The 19,618-nt window shown below is 33.9% G+C and carries 20 protein-coding genes; 10 read left to right on the top strand and 10 right to left on the bottom strand.

The window, feature by feature from the left end:
- Positions 1-131 precede the first annotated feature (131 nt).
- Genes ACZ1JT_RS01670 through ACZ1JT_RS01645 form a run of 6 tightly spaced genes read right to left on the bottom strand, consistent with a single transcriptional unit; the run spans position 132 to position 6,328 of the window.
- Positions 132-1,463 carry a DUF58 domain-containing protein gene (locus ACZ1JT_RS01670; RefSeq protein WP_465094436.1) on the bottom strand — a complete coding sequence of 444 codons (1,332 nt, stop codon included), beginning with the start codon at positions 1,461-1,463 and terminating at the stop codon, positions 132-134.
- Positions 1,463-2,476 (bottom strand): AAA family ATPase, encoded by a 1,014-nt coding sequence (locus ACZ1JT_RS01665; protein ID WP_465094435.1) that lies wholly within the window; start codon positions 2,474-2,476, stop codon positions 1,463-1,465. Before ACZ1JT_RS01665 ends, ACZ1JT_RS01670 begins: the two co-directional genes overlap by 1 nt.
- Positions 2,477-2,488: 12 nt before the next feature.
- Positions 2,489-3,679 carry a DUF4350 domain-containing protein gene (locus ACZ1JT_RS01660; protein ID WP_465094434.1) on the bottom strand — a complete coding sequence of 397 codons (1,191 nt, stop codon included), beginning with the start codon at positions 3,677-3,679 and terminating at the stop codon, positions 2,489-2,491.
- Between the two features lies 1 nt (position 3,680).
- Complete coding sequence (locus ACZ1JT_RS01655; protein WP_465094433.1) at positions 3,681-4,421, bottom strand: DUF4129 domain-containing protein; 741 nt, start codon at positions 4,419-4,421, stop codon at positions 3,681-3,683.
- Positions 4,414-5,364 (bottom strand): hypothetical protein, encoded by a 951-nt coding sequence (locus ACZ1JT_RS01650; protein ID WP_465094432.1) that lies wholly within the window; start codon positions 5,362-5,364, stop codon positions 4,414-4,416. The genes ACZ1JT_RS01655 and ACZ1JT_RS01650 overlap by 8 nt, the downstream gene beginning before the upstream one ends.
- Positions 5,348-6,328 carry a stage II sporulation protein M gene (locus ACZ1JT_RS01645; protein WP_465094431.1) on the bottom strand — a complete coding sequence of 327 codons (981 nt, stop codon included), beginning with the start codon at positions 6,326-6,328 and terminating at the stop codon, positions 5,348-5,350. The genes ACZ1JT_RS01650 and ACZ1JT_RS01645 overlap by 17 nt, the downstream gene beginning before the upstream one ends.
- A gap of 21 nt (positions 6,329-6,349) precedes the next feature.
- Between ACZ1JT_RS01645 and ACZ1JT_RS01640 the strand changes: the two genes are divergently transcribed.
- The gene (locus ACZ1JT_RS01640) at positions 6,350-7,093 is read left to right on the top strand and encodes an RDD family protein (protein ID WP_465094430.1); all 744 of its coding nucleotides are present in this window, start codon (positions 6,350-6,352) and stop codon (positions 7,091-7,093) included.
- A gap of 2 nt (positions 7,094-7,095) precedes the next feature.
- Positions 7,096-7,698, top strand: coding sequence for a trimeric intracellular cation channel family protein (locus ACZ1JT_RS01635; RefSeq protein WP_465094429.1), 603 nt, complete (start codon positions 7,096-7,098; stop codon positions 7,696-7,698).
- On the opposite strand, the gene ACZ1JT_RS01630 is transcribed toward ACZ1JT_RS01635, so the two are convergent.
- Entirely contained in the window at positions 7,699-9,414 is a 1,716-nt protein-coding gene (locus ACZ1JT_RS01630) for a T9SS type B sorting domain-containing protein (protein ID WP_465094428.1), read from the bottom strand.
- A gap of 197 nt (positions 9,415-9,611) precedes the next feature.
- On the opposite strand from ACZ1JT_RS01630, the gene ACZ1JT_RS01625 reads away from it, so the two are divergent.
- Genes ACZ1JT_RS01625 through ACZ1JT_RS01610 form a run of 4 tightly spaced genes read left to right on the top strand, consistent with a single transcriptional unit; the run spans position 9,612 to position 13,510 of the window.
- Entirely contained in the window at positions 9,612-10,589 is a 978-nt protein-coding gene (locus tag ACZ1JT_RS01625) for a GNAT family N-acetyltransferase (RefSeq protein WP_465094427.1), read from the top strand.
- A complete protein-coding gene (locus tag ACZ1JT_RS01620; RefSeq protein ID WP_465094426.1) occupies positions 10,586-11,665 on the top strand; it encodes a DegT/DnrJ/EryC1/StrS family aminotransferase in 1,080 nt (359 codons plus the stop codon). The genes ACZ1JT_RS01625 and ACZ1JT_RS01620 overlap by 4 nt, the downstream gene beginning before the upstream one ends.
- Entirely contained in the window at positions 11,665-12,234 is a 570-nt protein-coding gene (locus tag ACZ1JT_RS01615; RefSeq protein ID WP_465094425.1) for an acyltransferase, read from the top strand. Before ACZ1JT_RS01620 ends, ACZ1JT_RS01615 begins: the two co-directional genes overlap by 1 nt.
- Before the next feature lies 1 nt (position 12,235).
- A complete protein-coding gene (locus ACZ1JT_RS01610; protein ID WP_465094424.1) occupies positions 12,236-13,510 on the top strand; it encodes an O-antigen translocase in 1,275 nt (424 codons plus the stop codon).
- On the opposite strand, the gene ACZ1JT_RS01605 is transcribed toward ACZ1JT_RS01610, so the two are convergent.
- Positions 13,491-14,378: a glycosyltransferase gene (locus ACZ1JT_RS01605; protein ID WP_465094423.1), complete on the bottom strand. Its 888-nt coding sequence runs from the start codon at positions 14,376-14,378 to the stop codon at positions 13,491-13,493. The genes ACZ1JT_RS01610 and ACZ1JT_RS01605 overlap by 20 nt on opposite strands.
- A gap of 46 nt (positions 14,379-14,424) precedes the next feature.
- Here ACZ1JT_RS01605 and ACZ1JT_RS01600 point away from each other — a divergent pair, with 46 nt between their 5' ends.
- Positions 14,425-15,528: a glycosyltransferase gene (locus ACZ1JT_RS01600; protein WP_465094422.1), complete on the top strand. Its 1,104-nt coding sequence runs from the start codon at positions 14,425-14,427 to the stop codon at positions 15,526-15,528.
- Position 15,529: 1 nt separating this feature from the next.
- Positions 15,530-15,931, top strand: a complete 402-nt coding sequence (locus ACZ1JT_RS01595; RefSeq protein WP_465094421.1) for a sugar 3,4-ketoisomerase — start codon at positions 15,530-15,532, stop codon at positions 15,929-15,931.
- Here the strand turns inward: ACZ1JT_RS01595 and ACZ1JT_RS01590 are convergent.
- Positions 15,915-16,850, bottom strand: coding sequence for a glycosyltransferase family 2 protein (locus tag ACZ1JT_RS01590; RefSeq protein ID WP_465094420.1), 936 nt, complete (start codon positions 16,848-16,850; stop codon positions 15,915-15,917). The genes ACZ1JT_RS01595 and ACZ1JT_RS01590 overlap by 17 nt on opposite strands.
- Positions 16,851-16,924: 74 nt before the next feature.
- Between ACZ1JT_RS01590 and ACZ1JT_RS01585 the strand changes: the two genes are divergently transcribed.
- Complete coding sequence (locus ACZ1JT_RS01585; RefSeq protein ID WP_465094419.1) at positions 16,925-18,046, top strand: glycosyltransferase family protein; 1,122 nt, start codon at positions 16,925-16,927, stop codon at positions 18,044-18,046.
- On the top strand, positions 18,039-18,857 hold the full coding sequence (locus ACZ1JT_RS01580) for a 2OG-Fe(II) oxygenase (RefSeq protein WP_465094418.1): 819 nt from the start codon (positions 18,039-18,041) through the stop codon (positions 18,855-18,857). The genes ACZ1JT_RS01585 and ACZ1JT_RS01580 overlap by 8 nt, the downstream gene beginning before the upstream one ends.
- Here ACZ1JT_RS01580 and ACZ1JT_RS01575 read toward each other — a convergent pair whose 3' ends face one another.
- Positions 18,858-19,541 (bottom strand): cell division ATP-binding protein FtsE, encoded by a 684-nt coding sequence (locus tag ACZ1JT_RS01575; RefSeq protein WP_465094417.1) that lies wholly within the window; start codon positions 19,539-19,541, stop codon positions 18,858-18,860.
- Positions 19,542-19,618: the final 77 nt, after the last annotated feature.

Genomic DNA, 19,618 nt, shown 5'->3' with positions numbered 1-19,618 from the left:
TAATTATTTATACAGGGTAACCTATAGATGCTTTGCTAATTCGTGTCCCTTTTTTAGCTATTGCATTTTCTTACACAACTTTTTCTATTGGCAATTTCAATTCGCAAAAATATGACTTAATTGGAATACGATTACAAAATGCCCCTTGCTTTAATTTCAAGATACTTGTTAATCGTGTCTAAAGTTAAATTTTCCGGTTGGGTTAATACCGAATAAATACCATATTTTTTTAATTCATTTACAATTAATCGTTTTTCGAAAGCAAATTTTTCTGCGATGGTTTGGTCGTAAACATCTTGAATAGTGGTTGCTTTTTTATGAATTAGTTCGTTTAATTCGGTATTGTTAAAGAAAACAACTACCAACAAATGGTTTTTAGCTATTCCTTTTAGATAGGGTAGCTGCCTGTGTAAACCATCTAGTGTTTCAAAATTTGTATATAAAACAATTAAACTACGGTGGTTGATGTTTTTCTTAATGTCAACATACAAACGGCTATAGTCACTTTCAAAGAAGTCGGTTTTAATGTTGTACAGATTTTCCATAATCTGATTCATCTGCGACTGACGGCGTTCTGCAATAACGCGATTCTCTACTTTTTTTGAGAAAGAAAACATACCGGCTTTATCACCTTTTTTCAAAATGACATTAGATAACACCAATGTAGCATTAATGGCATAGTCAAGTAAGCTTAAACCGTTAAATGGCATTTTCATGACACGACCTTTGTCGATTAACATGTAAACGGTTTGCGATTTTTCGTCTTGAAACTGATTTACCATCAGTTGATTTCGTTTGGCCGTGGCTTTCCAGTTTAAGGTTCGGATATCATCACCTTGAACATACTCTTTAATTTGTTCAAATTCCATGGTATGTCCAATTCGTCTAATTTTTTTTAAGCCATACTGAAATAAATGGTTCGAAAAGGCCATCAAATCATATTTTCGCAATTGAACATACGACGGATAGGTAGGAACCATTTGGTTTTTAGCAAAGGTAAATCGACGAGAAACCAATCGTATTGGTGAAGAAACATAAATATTTAAATTACCAAAAAAGTATTCACCACGTTCGGTTGGGCGTAAGTGATAATTAAATTTATCCTTAGTATTGGGTGCTATTTTTCGGTTGACCTCAAAATTTCGCATTTGAAATTGAAACGGAATTTCGTCTACAATCTTAGTAAAAATACTGAAGCTGTATTGATTGTTAATTTTTACAACAATGGTGTTTTCATCTCCGTTGGAAAGTTTTTCGGGTGCATTTCGCGATGCTTTGATGAATTGTTTTGTTGCAAAAAGTAAAATAATATCAATAAAAGTTACCGATAAAAGAATAAACAATAGCAGCCAGATTGCTTTGTATAAACTTGGGAAAAAATAAGCCAAAACAAATCCGCCCATAATGCCAAGAAGCATATAGAAAAACAGGTTGTTGAGGTATAGTTTTTTAAAAAACTCCATTAGCGAGGAATTTCAACGGTATCTATAATTTGACGAATAATTTCAGCACTTGTAATTCCTTCCATTTCGCGCTCCGGAGTAACTACAACGCGATGTTGTAAAACAGGTACAGCTGCATCTTTAATGTCTTCTGGAGTAACAAAATCACGACCACGTAAAGCAGCAAATCCTTTAGCTGCGTTTAAAATTGCGATAGAAGCTCTTGGAGAAGCACCTAGATATAAAAAGGCATTTTCACGAGTATTCATGACAATTTTAGCGATATATTCAACCAAATGTCTTTCAATCATGATTTTCTTAACTAGGTTTTGATAGTTTTGAATATCCGATTTAGAAAGAATTTTGCGAATATTATCCAATTTGTTTCGCTCCTGAAGCGCATTTTCTTTTTGAAGAATATGAATTTCTTCTTCTAAATTAGGATAATCGATACTTATTTTGAAAAGGAAACGATCCAATTGTGCTTCCGGTAAACGATATGTTCCTTCTTGTTCAATTGGGTTTTGAGTAGCGATAACTAAAAACGGAGTATTCATTGCATAAGCCTGACCATCAATGGTAATTTGGCGTTCTTCCATCACTTCAAACAAAGCAGCCTGGGTTTTGGCAGGAGCTCTATTAATCTCATCAATTAAGATGAAATTTGAAAATACGGGACCTTTTTTGAATTGAAATTCCGATTTCGATAAATCGAATACCGAAGTTCCAATAATATCTGAAGGCATTAAATCCGGTGTGAATTGAATACGACTAAAGCCTAAATCTAATGTTTTAGAAAGTAGTTTTGCCGTAATGGTCTTGGCAACTCCGGGAACGCCTTCTAATAGCACATGTCCGTTTGATAGTACGGCAACTAAAAGCTGGTCAATCATTTTGTGCTGTCCCACAATAACAGTACTTAATTCGGCTTTAATTTCATTTACGCTTTGTAAAAGTGGTGCCAGATTAATACGTGTTTCGAAATTTACGTTTTCTCCTTGCGGATTGTGATTGGTATTTTCAAAAGTATCCATAATATCGTTTTGTTACTTTAATTTATCAATTGCTTTACTGATGTCGATAACATCTTTTTCTGTACTTGGCAAGTTATTGCGATGTCTTTTAATTAATCGAATAACAGCTTCAATATCATCTTTGTTTTTTCCTGTTTTTTGATGCAATCGGTTAACAAATGTATCATCAAGATTGAAAGTGTCGATTAAATAATCGGTTCGAATCTTTTCAAGGAAATAAATTATTTTCTTTTCTATAATCAAGTGATGAGCGCCTTCCTGTAGGTATAAATTTCCAATAGTTTTAGTAAAATCAACGGTTGTGTTTTGTAACGGAACCTTGATTGGAATAATACGCTGTCTTCTTTTTGCATTAAAAAGCATAAAAGTAAACATACCAATTAAAAATAAATACCAAGCCCATTTTAATGCTGGCTGACTTAAAATGTAGCGCATTGGCGAACTTGAAATAACGTTGTTTCCAAAGCTTTTAGCCTGCCAAAAAACCCTTTCATCTGGAATATAGCTCAATAGATTGGCGCAATACTCGTAATTCTGGTTTTGTAACAAATTATAATTGGAAAAAGCCGTAGGTTGGGTATGTAAATAAAAATAACCATTGTAATAGGGTACTTTAATAAAGTTGACTTTTTTTAAAGTATCAACTTCTTGGTAACCTAGAATTGTTGTGCTAAGGGTATCTATTTTATTGAAATACGAATAGCTAATTCCCTTTTTAAAAGCATATGATTTATTTTTAAATGCCGGATTGCATAATTTGAAATTAAGGCTGTCTGACAATAAATATTGATTTTCAAAATCAAACCCAAGTGAATCGCGTAACTGGTCTGGAAAGTCTTTCATACTTAAAAAAGCAGCATTTCCATGACTAACAAAATAGAGGAGTTCTTCTAGCGAAGTTTTGTCAAATTCGTTGTTTTCTGAGATTAGAATTACAGTGCCTTTCTCAGAGTAAGTTGAATCTGTTGCATTGTATTTTGGGTCGAAATATTCATACAACGTATTACCAAAGCGATGTATTTTTTGATTTGGTAGTATTTTTTCAATTTCATTATTCAATACAAATAAACCAAAAGGAATTTTATCGCGCGTTGCATACGTTGGCGACCAGTCAATAGGTTTTGGGCGGTTTGCATCCAAGGCAATGATTCCAATAATAATTAGAAACAGAATCGAAAGGTATATTTTGAGCGTTCTGTTCATGTTAAATGGAATTTAATGTCTTTATAAATGCTTTTTCAGCCTTGTCAAACAAAGCATCATCTATAGCGAATTCGCCATACCAGCTATAATCATATATGTATGAAAGGTATTGGAAATCTTCTTTTAAGGCATTTCGGTTAATTTCATACAAATAATCGGTATTGGTTTTTTCGATATCCCATTCAATAACACCATTATCCGACATTTTTTTTAGCAACCATAAATAATAATATCTGATTGATAATCGGTGGTTGTTTGCAGCTTTACTTTTTTCAATAATCGATCTGAAATCGATGTTATGAATGTCTTCTTCGATAATCTCTGAAGTTGTAATTCTCTTTTTTGAAGATTTCCCAAATATCCAACCGCCTTCTTTATTGATGATTGCTTTTACGATTAGATACACCACAAAGGCAATAATTGCAAAAGCAATAATTTTAATGACAACCTCAAAAAAGGTCATGTTTCCGCCTTCACCAAACGAAAAAATTCGACTAAGCCAGTAACGAAGCCATGCTATGAAATTATCCCATTTAGAAGTATCTTTTTCAATTGGAGTTTCGTATTGGAAATCATCTGATTTATAATCGGATTGAAAATCTTTACGAAATGATTTTGGTTTAAGTGTGTCGTTATCTTCGTAAAGTTCTATTTTTTCTTGGGTAGCAACAGAAATACTGTCGGTTTTAGAAAAAACAGAAAGTGTTACAAAAAGTAATATGTAATAGAAATATTTATTCACTTTGAGAACCTATCAAATCGATTTCACTTTGAGGAGTGTTGTTTTCGTTTTCCTCTCTTAAACTATAATAGATGATGCCTTGATTCACCATGATGAAGTTTTGAAAAATGAAATTCATCAATAACGACAAAATCATAGTAATGCCCATCATTACCATGAAAAAGGAAATTTTATCTTTGTTGAAATCGGGCGCACCTGTACTGCTGTCTAAATCGGTAAACATGGAGAAAAAGCCAATAAAATATGGAATCATGGTTACGATTCCCATTACAACTTGCATAATTATATACATTACAGCTGTTGAGCCTACGGAAGGCCAAAATTTTTGACGCAACAAACGAAAACCAGTTCCGATAGCATCAAAATAACCTTTGTCGGTTGAGATATAGTCGTAAAAACTCAATGAAAACCAACACATAAATGCAGGAATTAATATAAATAGAAGCGGTATTCCAATAATAATGAAAATTAATGCAAAACTTAGCATGAACATTATTAGCATTAAGGGTATCATGGTGAAAAGCGATGCTATAAAAAAGATAATGATTTTACCGATTTTGCTTTTTATAAGAGTAATTATTTCTTGCGTTGTGAAATCAGATTTTCGCTCCAATAATTTTAAATAAGCAACTGGAAAGGCATAACTTAAAATGCTTAAAAAAATGGCTGCTAAAGCGGTTAATATACCTAGACTTATCACTAGAGTCAGGTTTTCACTCATATAGCTTTCAAATTGATTTGCATTACCATATCCACCAATATTAGTAAAAGCGGCATCAAAAAATACTTTCATTATAAAGTAAACCAAAACCAAAAGAACTAACAAGATACCTCCATTTATAATGAAATAATTGCGATAATAGTGTTTTCCATGCATTTTGAAAAACGAAAAAGTATCGCCAACCAATTCGCTGAAATTTCTTTTTTTAAAGACTTGAAACATAATTTTTGTTTAATTTTCGATTAACAATGAAAGGATAAATAAGGTAGTAATATGAAATTATTGCTAGCGTTCCTAAAATGATAGTCACATTTAGAACTCTTGGCATATCGATAGAATAGCGTGTAATGAAGCCTTCAAGAAAGCCTGCAGCAATGGTGAAAGGAACGGTGCTTAAAAATATTTTCATACTGTTTTTTACTCCAATTTTCAACGAATAAACCCTTGAAAACGTTTTTGGGAATAAAATGCTTGCTCCTAAAATAAAGCCGCAACCAGCTTCGATGACCATTCCGAAAATTTCCATAGCGCCATGAATCCATATTCCTCGAACACTTTCCCAGAATACATTTTCTTTGTAAAAAAAGTATTGAAACGAACCCAACATTATACTGTTTTGTATAAGAGCTATAAAGGTTCCTATCCCAGCAAAAATTCCGTAGATGTAACATTTGGCTCCAACAATTAAGTTGTTTAAGGTAATTCCAATGAAGCTGCTCCAATTGGCACTGCTTTTATATACAGCAACTGGATTTCCTTTTTCAATATTCTCTAAGGTCATGTTTACATAAGCATCACCCATAATCAAGCGCACAAAGGTTGCATCATTATGTGCCGAAATTACACCTATGCTTACACACATGAAGAATAACAAAAATGCATACAAAACGTATCGTCGGTATTCATAAACTAAAAGAGGAACTTCAGTTTTAAAAAAATAAACCAGTCGGTTAGTTTCTTCTCTTTTTGTTTTATAAATTTTTTGGTAAATCTGAGATGCTAAATGATTTAAGTAAACAGTTGTTTTACTTTTAGGGTAATAACTTTGCGAATACGATAAGTCATTCACTAAATGAATGTACAGACTCGCTAATTCATCGGGATTTTTTTTAGCTTTGCCAAAAATAGCCTGTTCAAATTCAAGCCATTTTTCCTTATTTTGTTTTATAAACGCAACTTCTCTCATGGAAGTGCTAAAATAAAAAATATGTCAGAATTATCGATAACAACAACCCAAAATGTGAATATTAATTTTACAGCTGCTTCCGTAGGAGACAGAATTGTTGGGCAACTACTTGATTTAGTGATTAAGATAGCCTATGGTATTGTGATTTGGTTTCTCTTTTTTTATTTGTTGGGGTTAAGTGATTTTATGAAAGATGCCGATAATTGGACAATTTTTGCTGTAGTTATGATTTTTGCAATACCAGTTATTTTTTATTCATTGCTGCAAGAGACTCTTATGGAAGGGCAAACTTTCGGTAAGAAAATCATAAAAATAAAAGTAATTAAACTAGACGGCTATCAGGCTAGTTTTGGAGATTATTTAATTCGATGGTTGTTTCGGTTGATTGAGATTAGTATCGGAAATGGAATTGTTGGATTAATAGCGATTGTAGTAAGTAGTAAAAACCAACGCTTAGGGGATATGGCAGCAGGAACAGCGGTTATTACACTAAAAAATAAAATCAACATCAATCATACCATTCTTCAGGAAATTAATGAGGGATATATACCAACTTATCCTATGGTTATTAAGCTTTCGGACAACGATGCACGTATTATTAAAGAGACTTTTGAATCGGCTTTGAAAAACAGAGATTTTAATTTGATTTTCAAATTACGTGAAAAAGTAGAAGCGGTTACTGGAATTAAAAACCAGTCGGGTAACGATACCGATTTTATTCGAACGGTTTTGAAAGATTATAATTATTATACCCGAAATATGTAATGATGTTTCAATGGATTGATATAGTTGGGACTATTGCCTTCGCAGTTTCAGGTTCGTTAACAGCCATGAACAAAAAGTTAGACCCATTTGGTGTGTTTATTATTGCTTTCGTAACTTCTGTTGGTGGAGGAACTTTACGTGATGTTTTAATTGGAAGAACACCTGTAGGTTGGATGCTTAATCTAAACTATGTTTATGCTATAATTTTCGGCTACTTTTTAGCTGTTATTTTTAGGAAGAAACTGGATCGTTTTAGAACCTCAATGTTTTTGTTTGATACCATTGGTTTAGGGGTTTTTACTCTTATTGGGTTGGAAAAAGGAATTGAAATCAACTTGCATCCTGTTATTTGTATTGCATTAGGTACAATGACAGCTTGTTTTGGAGGTGTTATTCGAGATATTTTGTGTAACGAAATCCCCGTTATTTTTAGAAAAGAGATTTATGCCACTATTTGCATTTTAGGCGGACTTGTTTTCTTTGTAATGCAGCACTTAAACTTCCCAAAAGATGTGATTTATCTAATAACATCATTGGTCATTATCATAGTTCGATTAATGGCAGTTATTTCCGGTTGGTCGCTTCCAACATTAACCCGAAAATAGTTAGCGACTCAGATACAGATATCCAGTTAACGGATCCGGATAATCAGAATCATGTAATTTTAAGATGTAATAATAGGTTCCGCCAGGTGCTATTGTCCCACCAACACCATCTTTTACGTATCCATTCCATTCGGGAGCGTTTTTATCTCCAGTCCATATCAATCTTCCCCAACGGTTGTATATAAAAAGTTCGAAATTGTTGAAAATCGTGTATAAACCGTCAATATGAAATGTGTCGTTTAGGCCATCTCCATTAGGTGAAATAGCGTTGTAAACTGTAGGAGGACAGTTTTTAGTGACAAGTAGAAAAGAAGTAATCGAAAAACAACCGTTTTCATTTTCAATACGAATGAAAATTTCATGCGGCGTGCTTGTTGCGAAATAGTTTGTGGTGTTTAGAATCGGATTTTGATTTAATTCGGCATCGGTATAGCTTTCATGGAACGTAACACTATGATTCGGATTTGTTTTTACACTTTGTTCGTATGAAGAAAAATCAAAATGAGCAGCAGTGAAGCCTTCATTGCAAGCTTCCATTGGTTGTAATGGTATAAATGAGGGGAGTAACGCTTGAGTAATTACAAATGAGGCAGAATTGTTGTTTTCTTTTATTTCGCTTACCAAATTTTGTTGATCTACAACAATTTGAAGTGAAAAATAATTTGGGGTTCCGGAAGGAATTGTTATAATTTGATTTAGTGTTATACTTTCATCAATTTGTATATCTGAAGGAGTTTGATTTGTTGCCACAAGTGTTCCTTCAACATAAATTGAAAGTGTTGTTCCAGCAGGTAGGAGTGAAGTACAATTTGTGTTATAAATAGTATATTCAATTGGTACTTCAAGTGAGTTACAAGCAACAGAATAATTGTCAATGGTTACCGATGCGTCGGGTAATTTACTGTTTAAAGTCGTTGCAATTGCATTCATCATTACAAAATCTTGTCCGGATGTTAAGCTAATTTGGGCTGTAGTATCACCTATGCGTATATTGTTTTGGATATTGTATATGTCCAAATCCATATTGTACAACGTATTGCTATTTGTGATGCTGTTAGTTCCATTAAAAGCATTGTTTATTGGGTTTAATGGAGGGTTTCCAATAACAGTTCCATTAATTATTAGTTGCTCACTTACTTGAATATTAGCGTCTCCTTCCCATGCAAGAAAACCAATTTTAGCTCCTTGATTGTCAATTACATTAAGATTTGTAAGATTGATATCGATTCTGTTTGGAATAGCTTCTAAGCCGTCATAGATATTTACCTGATTTAAGGGTAATGAATTTTTTTCATAAACTATTAAAATGGCCCACCCAGCAAAATTCGTTCTTCGATTAAAATGTTGTGCAATAAAAGCCGTCACATCCAAATCGGAAAGAGTGTACATTCCATTTCCAGTATTTTGTACTAATGTCGTTATGTCGGCAAAAGCACTAAAATAATCATATTGTACATTTGAAAAGAAACGTTGATGATCAAAAGTGCGTTCTGGTGTAATCGAAACATTATTTAGTTTTACATCAAAATCACCAGTTCCACAACCTGCCCAATATAAATATGCTTTTTTAACTGTTTCGTCTGGATTTAAATTTAGACTGGCGGATGAAGAGGTGTAAATTGTTGGTGTAAATTGATAGGAGTTTTCTTGAGGATTTAGGGTGTTTCCAATAAAAGTAAAATCATATCGTCCGAAAAATTGTTCATATAGAGACATAGTTTGAGCGTTACTTTCATAATGCGTCAAACATAGCAGTACACTAAAAAAACAAAATATTTTTATTTTCACTTGAAATATTTTGCTAAAAATAGCAAATGTTTGAAAAACAAACACAATAAAAACAATGAAATATCGATATGTTTTTGTGAAAAATTGAGCTAAAATTAGTACTTTTCGAAAGTTTATCAGCAATTGTGAAAAATTACACCGTTAGAAAATACCAAAAATCGGATTATACACTTTGGAATGATTTTGTAAATCAGGCAAAAAACGCAACTTTTTTGTTTCATCGTGATTTTATGGAATATCACGCCGATAGATTTCAGGACTTTTCGCTCCTAATTTTTAAAGAAGATAAATTAGTTGGGTTGTTACCGGCAAACTTTAGTGGTAACACAGTGTATTCTCATCAAGGGTTAACCTATGGTGGATTTGTTGTTTCTGAAAAATTGAAGTTTAAAGACAGTCTTTTTGTATTTCAGAAAGCATTTCAGTTTTTACATGAAAATGGTTTTGAAATTCTGAATGTTAAAGAAATCCCTTTTTTCTATACCCGAAAAATTGCAGATGAATTCAAATACTTGTTTTTTACGGTAAATGCCAAATTGTATCGAAGAGATTTACTTTCTGTAATCGATTTAAAAGCTAAAGTGAAGTTGTCTAACGCGCGCCAAGAAGGTGTTAAACGCGGTGTGAAAAATAACCTTATTGTTTCCGAAGTAAAGGACTTTACGGAATTTTGGAATGAAATTTTACTTCCCAACTTACATGAAAAACATAAGGCAAAACCGGTACATTCGTTAGCTGAAATTACTTTGCTTCATTCTCGATTTCCAAATAATATCAGGCAATTTAATGTGTATTTTGAAAGTGAAATTGTTGGAGGAATTACTGTTTTTGAAACCGATTTGGTGGCTCATGCGCAGTATATATCAGCGAATTCATCTAAAAACGAATTGGGGAGCCTTGATTTTTTACATCATAAATTGCTTACTGAAGTTTTTGCACATAAGAAATATTTCGATTTTGGCATTTCAAACGAAAACCAAGGAAGAAATATTAATGAAGGATTGCTTTTTTGGAAAGAAGGTTTTGGAGGTGGAAGCGTTTGTCAGGATTTCTATGAAATCCAAACAGGAAATTATAAATTGTTAGATGCCGTTTTACTATGATTCCTTTTTTAGACATACAAGCCATTAATAAGCCTTATGAAGAGATGTTTCATGAAAAGCTTCAAGGTTTTCTTGACAAAGGATGGTATATTTTAGGTGATGAAGTAAAGGCTTTTGAAACGGAGTTTGCCAACTATTGTGGCTCGAAATATTGTGTTGGAGTAGGGAATGGTTTAGATGCTATTGTGCTGACCTTTAAAGCATACATCGAGCTAAGGCATCTTCATGTTGGAGACGAAATTATAGTGCCAGCCAATACTTACATTGCATCTATTTTAGGAATTATCCATGCGGGATTGGTGCCCGTTTTAGTAGAACCCGATGCTGCTACATTTAATATCGACCCAAAACAGATTGAAGCTAAAATAACTCCAAAAACAAAAGGAATTTTGGTAGTCCATTTGTACGGTCAATTAGCTGCTATGGACGAAATTATGGAGCTTGGTTATAAATACAATTTGTTACTAGTTGAAGATGCTGCTCAAGGTCATGGTTTGCCGTTTAAAGGAAGTCATACACGAGCTTTTAGTTTTTATCCGGGTAAAAATCTTGGGGCTTTAGGTGATGCTGGTGCTGTTGTTACAAATGATGAAAGATTAGCAACAACTATTAAGTCGCTTTCAAATTATGGTTCTGAGAAAAAATACTATAATGATTATTTGGGATATAATTCCCGTTTGGATGAATTACAGGCTGCTTTTTTAAGAATTAAATTGCCTGATTTAGACAGAGACAACGAAATTAGGAGAGCAATTGCTAAACGCTATTTGTCGGAGATAAAAAACAGTAAAATCATATTGCCTTTTTATGATGGCTCCGATAATCATGTGTTTCATTTGTTTGTTATTCGAACGGAAAACCGAAACCATTTGCAACAGTATTTGGCAGATAATGGTATTCAAACACTAATTCATTATCCAATTGCACCGCACAAGCAAATTGCTATGAAGGGCTATCATCAATTATCTTTTCCAATAACCGAAAAAATGCATGATGAGGTACTAAGCTTGCCTATGAGTCAGGTGTTGTCTGAAGAGACAGTAACTTGTATTATTAATGTTTTAAACAAGTATTAATGAGTTTAGCTGGTAAAATAGTACGTTTTTTTTCTATCCGATTTAGAATTTGGAAATATAAATTATTATCCGATTGCAAGTTGGTTAAAGGGGAAGTGGTACAAAATTATCCAATGCTTTTAAAGGGATTAGGAAAGATAACGTTTAATGAAAATGTTGTAATTGGAGTAGAACAATCACCAGGTTTTTACTCAACTTACGGTTATATAGAGGCTAGATCTACTGCTAGTAAGATTGTTATTGGTAACGATGTATTTATAAATAACGGATTTTCAATGGTTTCGTTAGACGAAATCGTAATCGGAAATAAAACCGTTATCGGAACAAATTTTTCTGCCTACGATAGTGATTTTCATCATTTAGATTCGGATAAAAGACATGCTCCAAATCCACCATCAGCCCCCATTTTTATTGGTGAAAATGTTTTTATAGGAAACAATGTAACGGTGTTGAAAGGTGTTTCTATAGGAAATAATTCGGTTATAGGAAGTAATTCTGTTGTAACCAATTCTATACCCGACAATGTAATAGCAGCGGGTAATCCTGCTAGAATTATAAGAAATCTCTAAATTGAAGTTTTTACTCAAAAATAAGCTCGTTAAAGTTTTATCTCTGAATTCAATTTCGGTTGGAATCAATTTTATCTTAGGGTTAATTACCGTTAGGATTATAGCTCAATTTTTAGGGCCTTCTGGTATGGCATTAATGGGAAGTTTTAGAAACTTTACTACATTATCCAAATCATTAGCAACACTTGGAATTAACGCATCTGTTGTTCGTCTTTTTGTTGAAAATAAGGAGGATAAAGATGCGCTAACTAAAATTTATGCAACATTTTTTTGGATTTTAACGCTCATTTCTGTTTTTGTTGGAATTCTTATTGTGCTTTTTTCAAAATCGATAAGCTTCTATCTTTTTGAAGTTCCCAATTATAATTTTGCTGTTCGATTATTCGGGTTACTGCTTCCTTTGTTTGTTTTAAATACGTTTTGGATTGCCATATATAATGGTTTGAAGTTGTTTAAAACAATTATTGCTGTTCAAATTTGTTCTTCGGTCTTCGTGTTTTTATTGACTATCGGACTTATATATAACAATAGATTGGAGGGTGCAATACTATCTGTGGCAATTTCGGATATTATTATGTTTGGAATTACCTTGGTTTTGGTGATGCGAAATCAAGATTATTTTGCCTTGAAGCCTGAGCAAACAATTAGTAAACAATATTTGTCTGTTATAGGAAAGTTTTCAATAATGGCACTTTTAAGTGCGATAATTGTGCCGGGAACATCGATAGTAATTCGGAATACAATAATCGACTTTTATTCGGTTGATAAGGCTGGAATTTGGGATGCAGTAAATCGTATTTCAGGGTTCTATATGTTGTTTTTTTCTTCGGGTCTCTCGTTGTATTATATGCCAAAACTAGCTGAAATTACAACAGATTTCGAATTTAAAAACGAACTGAAATTTTATCTAAAAACAATAATTCCAATTTTTACATTGGTTTTGATTTTGGTGTTTTTGTTTAAAGATTTAATTATCACTTTCGCACTAACAGAACAGTTTAAAGAAGTTGGTGATATTTTATTTTGGCAACTTTTAGGAGATTTTCTTCGGATGATTAGTCTTGCTTTTGGCTATCAAATTTTGGTTAAAGCTATTACAAAGCAATATTTTGCAGTAGAGATATTGTTTAATGTGGTGTATTTTCTTTTGAGTTATGTGATGATGCAACATTATGAGTTAAAAGGTGTCGTAATGGCTTATTTTTGGGCGAATTTAGTAACCTTACTCTTAATGCTTTATTTCTTTAGAAATATTTTCAAAAAAAACGAAGTTTGAGTTCTATAGAAATATATTTCAAGAACAATAAATAATCACCAGTTTCTATTGCTTTAGTCATTTCAAAATGAACTCTTTTTAACAAGGCCTTGTTTTCTTCTTTTGAAGTGTTTTGCTGTATTGCTTTTTGAATGATTTTATATGTGGAACGGTTTAGTTTTTTAGTTTGGGCATTGTTCTTTATAAAAAACTGAGACCCCAGAGAAGTGGCAAGTTCCCTTTTCTGAATCAGTACTTCAGGAATAAATTCAAAGTTATATCTTCTCGACGCTCTTATCCACAAATCCAAATCTTCATAAGCTAGGTTTTCGTCGTATGCGCCCAGTTTGTCATATACTTCCCGTTTCACGATTGAAGAAACCGAACAGATTTTCTTGTACTGACCTAAAACAGACAAATAGATATTTCCGCTGGGTGGGGAATTGATGATTTTTCCATCATTATTCATCTCATAATAATAGCCTAAATGAGCATTTGTTTCTGAGATGATTTCCGCATTTCCGTACACAATACCCACATTTTCCAATTTTGATTTTTTGAAGGCATTAATTTGTTTTTCAACACAATCCGGTACTAAAACATCATCTGCAGCCAAATCAATAATATAGTCGCCTTTGGATAACGCTAACATTTTATTGAAGGTTTTAGTGTTTCCGATGTTGGTTGGATTGGCGACGAAAATAACTTCAGGGTGGTTTTTTAGCCAGTTTTCAATAACAGCTTTTGAATTGTCGGGACTACAGTCGTCTGCAATTAAAAGTTCAATGTTTTTGTAGGTTTGATTGAGAACCGAATTCAGGGCTTCTTCCACAAATTGAGAATGATTGTAACTCAAGCAAATGATACTTACCAACGGAGAATTTTGCATGTCCTGAATAAAACTTTATATTAGTCGCTAAAATACACATTAGTGAATGAATATTCCAAAAAGGAACCATAAAATAGCCCTGATCGGCTACACTTTAAACAGCGGCGGATTGGAGCGGGTGATGTCTTCGCTTTCGCTTTATTTTGGTTCTCAGGGGATTGATGTTCATAATATTGTATTGGTGGATGATGTCAACTATCCTTATTCGGGGACTTTGGTGAACATCGGAAAAATGAAAGAGGAATACAAAGGGATTTTTGGAAAGCTGAAACTACTGCGTTTTTTAAAAAAATACCTTTTACAGGAAAATTTCGATTTCATTATTGATTTTAGATACCGTATCAAACCTTTTCAGGAGGTGATTATGGCGAACTGGGTATATAAATCCAAAACCATTTATACAGTTCACAGCGGAAATACAGCAACTTACATTCCGGAAAACACATTTTTGGCCAATCTGATTTTTAAAAATAAATATGCTGTGGTTTGTGTGTCTGATGCCATAAAAAAAAGTGTTTCAAAGCAATATGGTTTTCAGAACCTCCATCTTATTTACAACCCGATTAATCTTCAGGAAATAACTAAAAAAAGTAACGACGCAATCCCTTTTGATTTTCAGTATGTAATTGGGATGGGTAGATTCGACTATAAAAACGTAAAGCAGTTTGATAAATTGATTTTGGCTTATCTGAAATCGGATTTACCACAAAAAAATATTCATTTGGTTTTGGTTGGCGATGGAGAAAGGAAGTCGGATGTTGAAAAAATCGCCGAAAAGAATCCTAAAATTCATTTTGTTGGTTTTCAGGAAAATCCATATCCGTATCTGAAAAGTTCTTTGTTTTTGATTGTTTGCAGTAAATACGAGGGATTCCCGATGTCTGTCATAGAGGCTATGGCCTGCGGAACTCCGGTTGTGGCTTTCGATGGTATTTCGGGTCCGAATGAGGTTATTGAGCATGAAAAAAACGGTTTGTTGGTGGAAAACCAAAATTTTGACGATTTGAAAAATAAGATGAATCTTTTTGTGAATGATGTAGAATTATATCAAAACTGTAAAGAACAAACTATGTCATCCGTTGCATCTTTTTCGACCGATAAAATCGGGAAGCAATGGTTGGATTTGATGAAAATAGAAGTACATTCGTAATATGAACACAGAACTGATTTCTCTTCCCAAAATAGAAGATTACAGAGGAAATATCGCTGTAATCGAAAAAGACGTTATTCCTTTTGAGATTAAAAGAGTGTATTATCTCTTTGATGTTCCGAGTACGGCGAAAAGGGGAGGTCATGCTCATAAAGAGCAGTTTGAATTGCTGATTCCGCTTTCCGGTAGTTTTGAAGTTCAGTTGAAAGACGGCAAAGAAGAACAAACCGTTACGCTGAATAAACCGGATAAAGGCTTACTGATCAAAGCGAATGTATGGCGCGAATTGGATAACTTTTCTGCCGGATCGGTTTGCCTGGTTATTTCATCCGGGGAATTCGATGAAGGCGATTATATTAGGGAATACGATGAGTATCTTAAATATCTTAATGATATACCGTAAAATTAATCCCCACTTTCTTTAATCCGCGTTTTACTTTCAGAAGACTTCTAAGGAAGAATCCGGGTAGTGCGAAAAGGATTTGGGTTTTGTAAGCCAGATTTTCCGTATCAATATCTTTCAGGTAAAAACGCATTTTTTTATCATCGCCAAACATGTGATAGTGCAAGGCATACTCGATACGGTAGATGTCTAAAAACTTTTTTAATGATGGATTTTTCTGTTCTGCTTCCGAAAATTGACTGAAATCCATTAGTTTTTTATTCAGAATGCTTCTCTTAGCCAGGCTGTCGCTTATTTCGTAGTGATAATGTGCTGTAACCGTATCGGAAATAGCGACCGGAAATTTAACTGCAATACGAATCCATAAATCCAAATCCTGACCGTTGGAAACCTCAGTATTAAATCCTTCTATATTATTTAAAATTTCTTTGGGAATGGCTACAATAGAGGTCCACGCAATTCGGTCGACGTAGCTTGAATGAAAAAAATCAGGAACAATTCCTCTGAATTTCTCTGAAATAGCAATCAGTTTTGGGGTATAAAGATTATTGTCTGCAAATTTTGTTTTGTAACGGGAGCAATACATTCCGGCATCCGGAAAATCATTGTGCAGGTCATAAAGTATTTGCAGGTGATTCGGAAACCAATAATCATCAGCATCGAGCAAAGCCATCAGTTTACCGCCAGCTTTTTCAATTCCACGGTTTCTGGCGGCAGATACCCCTTTATTGGGCTGTTCCACTACTATAATTCTGGAATCGCTGAACCGTCTGATAACTTCGGGTCCGTTATCTGTAGAGCCATCGTTTACAATGATGACCTCGAAGTCGGTAAACGACTGAGCAAGGACACATTTTAGAGTGTTTTCAATGTAGCTCTCTTTATTGTAAAGCGGTATGATTACAGAAAAAAACGGCATAGTGATGTTTTCGAATTTCAAATATAGTCAAATCTGGTTTCCCCCGTTTAAAATAGTATATTTGTGAAATAGAAATGAGCGAAAAAGTACTGCATATCATCAGTTTTGATAATCCGTATCCACCCAATTACGGAGGTGTTATAGATGTTTTTTATAAAATCAAAGCCCTTCATAAAATTGGTGTTCAGATTCATTTGCATTGTTTTGTAAAAGAAATTCCAGCTGATTTTGAAGAACTTAAAAAGCATTGTAAATCCATTTATTTCTATGAAATAACTAAAAATCCCTTCCATTTTTTTAGTGGGCTGCCTTTTTCAGTAATTTCAAGAAGTAATCATAAATTGGTTCTTAATATCTCCAAAGTTGAAGCTCCAATTTTATATGAAGGGTTGAAAACCACCTGTTCGGTGTACGATTCCCGTTTTCGTGACTACAAAAAGGTGCTGCGCCTTCAAAATATCGAAGAAGATTATTTTAATGGGATTGCAAAAAGTGAAAATTCGCTTCTCAAGAAATTCGCCTTTAAATTGGAAGCCTTAAAATACAAGAAGTATAAAGATGTTTTTTCAAGATTTGATGAAGTAATCACGTTGTCGAAATTTGAAAACCAACAAGCGCTTCAATACTGTAAAAAGGCAACGTATGTTCCGGTTTTTCATGGAAATGATACCGTTTTACCATTGGAAGGTTTTGGCGAATATGCTATTTATCATGGCGATTTGAATACGTCTGATAACAGGAAGTGTGTAGTGTTTCTCATTGATGTTTTCAGGAAACTGCCACATCGTAAATTGGTTATCGCTTCAGGCTCAAATGAAGATTTTGTCCGAAAACATATAGGCGGAAGCGAGAATGTTCAGTTTGTGAAACTTACCGATTTTGATCAGTTGAAAAAGATGCTTCAAAAGTCCCATATCAGTATCAGTTGGTCGTTTCAGAAATCAGGTACAAAATTAAAGGCGATTAATTCCCTTTTCAATACACGGTTTTGCATTATCAACGAGAATATTATTGATGACCCCGTGGTTTCAGAGCTGTGCGTGATGGTAAAAAATGAAGAAGAATTGATTGCCCAAATAGAAGCACTGTCTGTGAAAAGTTTTTCGGATTATCCCAGAAGAAAAGAGGTGCTGGAAAATTATATGAATGATACCAATAATGCCTTAAAAATTGAAAAATTGATTTATCATGAATAGGGAAGCATTTGCACAGCAGATTTTTGATTCCGTTAATCGTAACAAAGAGATCCTGAAAGAACAATACGAAGCTTCCAAAGGGAGTATTGGCTTTTTTTTCTTGGACGATCTGCTTCCGGAAAGTCTGGCAACCGAACTGCATCGCGTTTTTCCGTCGCCCGAATCAATGGTGCTGAAAAAGAGCATACGCGAGAATAAGTATGTAGCTGCTCAGATGGATAAGTACAATCCTTTGCTGGAGGAAATTATATATGCTTTTCAGGATAAAAAAGTGGTAGGGCTTGTCGCTGAGATTTGTGGAATTACCAACGCACTTCCGGATGAAAACTTATATGCGGGCGGAATTTCATTAATGGGAAACAATCAGTTTTTAAACCCTCATTTGGATAATTCGCATGACAAAGACAGAAATCTTTGGCGCGTTTTAAACCTGCTTTATTATGTTACTCCGGATTGGAAAGAAGAATATGGCGGAAATTTGGAATTATGGCCCAATGGGTTGAAAAATCCACAAATCACCATTCATAGCAAATTCAATAGGCTTGTGGTTATGGCAACCCATAACAATTCACTTCATTCGGTTTCTCCGGTTGTTTTTGAGGGGAACAGATGTTGTGTTTCCAACTACTATTTTTCAAAACAACCGTTGTTACAATCCGACGAATTTCATGTAACTTCTTTTAGAGGAAGACCTGAAAATAAGTTGACCGATATCTTGTTGCAATGCGATACTTGGCTCCGAATGGGAGTTCGAAAATTATTTAAAAAAGGTATTGTGGAAAATCCACATGTCTACAAAAAAGACAAATAATTACACTGTTCTCTGAACTACTTCAAAAACTTTCCCTTCGTCACATTTTAAAGTTTTGGCAGGGTATTTCATAATCAAAGCGTAATCGTGTGTAGCCATAATAATGGTTTTACCGTTTTGATTAATTTTTCGAAGCACTTCCATTACTTCAACGCTGGTTTGTGGATCCAGGTTTCCAGTAGGTTCATCGGCTAAAATCAGTTCAGGGTCGTTTAGTAGTGCACGTGCAATAGCAACACGTTGTTGTTCACCACCCGAAAGTTGATGAGGCATTTTATGAATCATAGATTTCATGCCTACTTTGTCTAAAACTTCTTCAATTTTTACTTGAATTTCTCTTTTTTCAACCCATCCCGTAGCACGTAATACAAATTCTAAATTATCGTGAACATTTCGGTCCGGTAACAATTTAAAATCCTGAAAAACAACACCCAGTTTTCTTCGTAGGTAAGGAATGTCTTTCTCTTTTAGGTTGTTCAAACTGTAATCAACTATGGTTCCTTCACCATCCGTTAAATTTAAATCGGCATACAATGTTTTCATGAAACTACTCTTACCAGACCCCGTTTTTCCAATGATATATAAAAATTCACCATGGTTTACATCCAAATTAATGTTAGTAAGTACAGGATTGCCTTCTTGGTATACAGTTACATCTTTAAGGGAAAGAATTGTTTGCGACATGTGTATAAATTTAATTTTGGTAAAAGTACTAAGTAGCACTCACTTATTCAAAAAATCAGATATATTTTCCGAAGAAA

This window comes from Flavobacterium sp. IC2-16 (assembly GCF_055521455.1).
This window is presented reverse-complemented; position numbering and strand designations above follow the sequence as displayed.

What these genes read in the sequence shown, in the direction of transcription:
- ACZ1JT_RS01590 (WP_465094420.1), bottom strand. Translation starts at nt 16,850, where the DNA reads ATGCCGTTTTTTTCTGTAATCATACCGCTTTACAATAAAGAGAGCTAC.
- ACZ1JT_RS01650 (WP_465094432.1), bottom strand. Translation starts at nt 5,364, where the DNA reads ATGTTTCAAGTCTTTAAAAAAAGAAATTTCAGCGAATTGGTTGGCGAT.
- ACZ1JT_RS01620 (WP_465094426.1), top strand. Translation starts at nt 10,586, where the DNA reads ATGATTCCTTTTTTAGACATACAAGCCATTAATAAGCCTTATGAAGAG.
- ACZ1JT_RS01575 (WP_465094417.1), bottom strand. Translation starts at nt 19,541, where the DNA reads ATGTCGCAAACAATTCTTTCCCTTAAAGATGTAACTGTATACCAAGAA.
- ACZ1JT_RS01600 (WP_465094422.1), top strand. Translation starts at nt 14,425, where the DNA reads ATGAATATTCCAAAAAGGAACCATAAAATAGCCCTGATCGGCTACACT.
- ACZ1JT_RS01660 (WP_465094434.1), bottom strand. Translation starts at nt 3,679, where the DNA reads ATGAACAGAACGCTCAAAATATACCTTTCGATTCTGTTTCTAATTATT.
- ACZ1JT_RS01640 (WP_465094430.1), top strand. Translation starts at nt 6,350, where the DNA reads ATGTCAGAATTATCGATAACAACAACCCAAAATGTGAATATTAATTTT.
- ACZ1JT_RS01615 (WP_465094425.1), top strand. Translation starts at nt 11,665, where the DNA reads ATGAGTTTAGCTGGTAAAATAGTACGTTTTTTTTCTATCCGATTTAGA.
- ACZ1JT_RS01635 (WP_465094429.1), top strand. Translation starts at nt 7,096, where the DNA reads ATGTTTCAATGGATTGATATAGTTGGGACTATTGCCTTCGCAGTTTCA.
- ACZ1JT_RS01585 (WP_465094419.1), top strand. Translation starts at nt 16,925, where the DNA reads ATGAGCGAAAAAGTACTGCATATCATCAGTTTTGATAATCCGTATCCA.
- ACZ1JT_RS01645 (WP_465094431.1), bottom strand. Translation starts at nt 6,328, where the DNA reads ATGAGAGAAGTTGCGTTTATAAAACAAAATAAGGAAAAATGGCTTGAA.
- ACZ1JT_RS01580 (WP_465094418.1), top strand. Translation starts at nt 18,039, where the DNA reads ATGAATAGGGAAGCATTTGCACAGCAGATTTTTGATTCCGTTAATCGT.
- ACZ1JT_RS01605 (WP_465094423.1), bottom strand. Translation starts at nt 14,378, where the DNA reads ATGCAAAATTCTCCGTTGGTAAGTATCATTTGCTTGAGTTACAATCAT.
- ACZ1JT_RS01595 (WP_465094421.1), top strand. Translation starts at nt 15,530, where the DNA reads ATGAACACAGAACTGATTTCTCTTCCCAAAATAGAAGATTACAGAGGA.
- ACZ1JT_RS01630 (WP_465094428.1), bottom strand. Translation starts at nt 9,414, where the DNA reads ATGTCTCTATATGAACAATTTTTCGGACGATATGATTTTACTTTTATT.
- ACZ1JT_RS01670 (WP_465094436.1), bottom strand. Translation starts at nt 1,463, where the DNA reads ATGGAGTTTTTTAAAAAACTATACCTCAACAACCTGTTTTTCTATATG.
- ACZ1JT_RS01665 (WP_465094435.1), bottom strand. Translation starts at nt 2,476, where the DNA reads ATGGATACTTTTGAAAATACCAATCACAATCCGCAAGGAGAAAACGTA.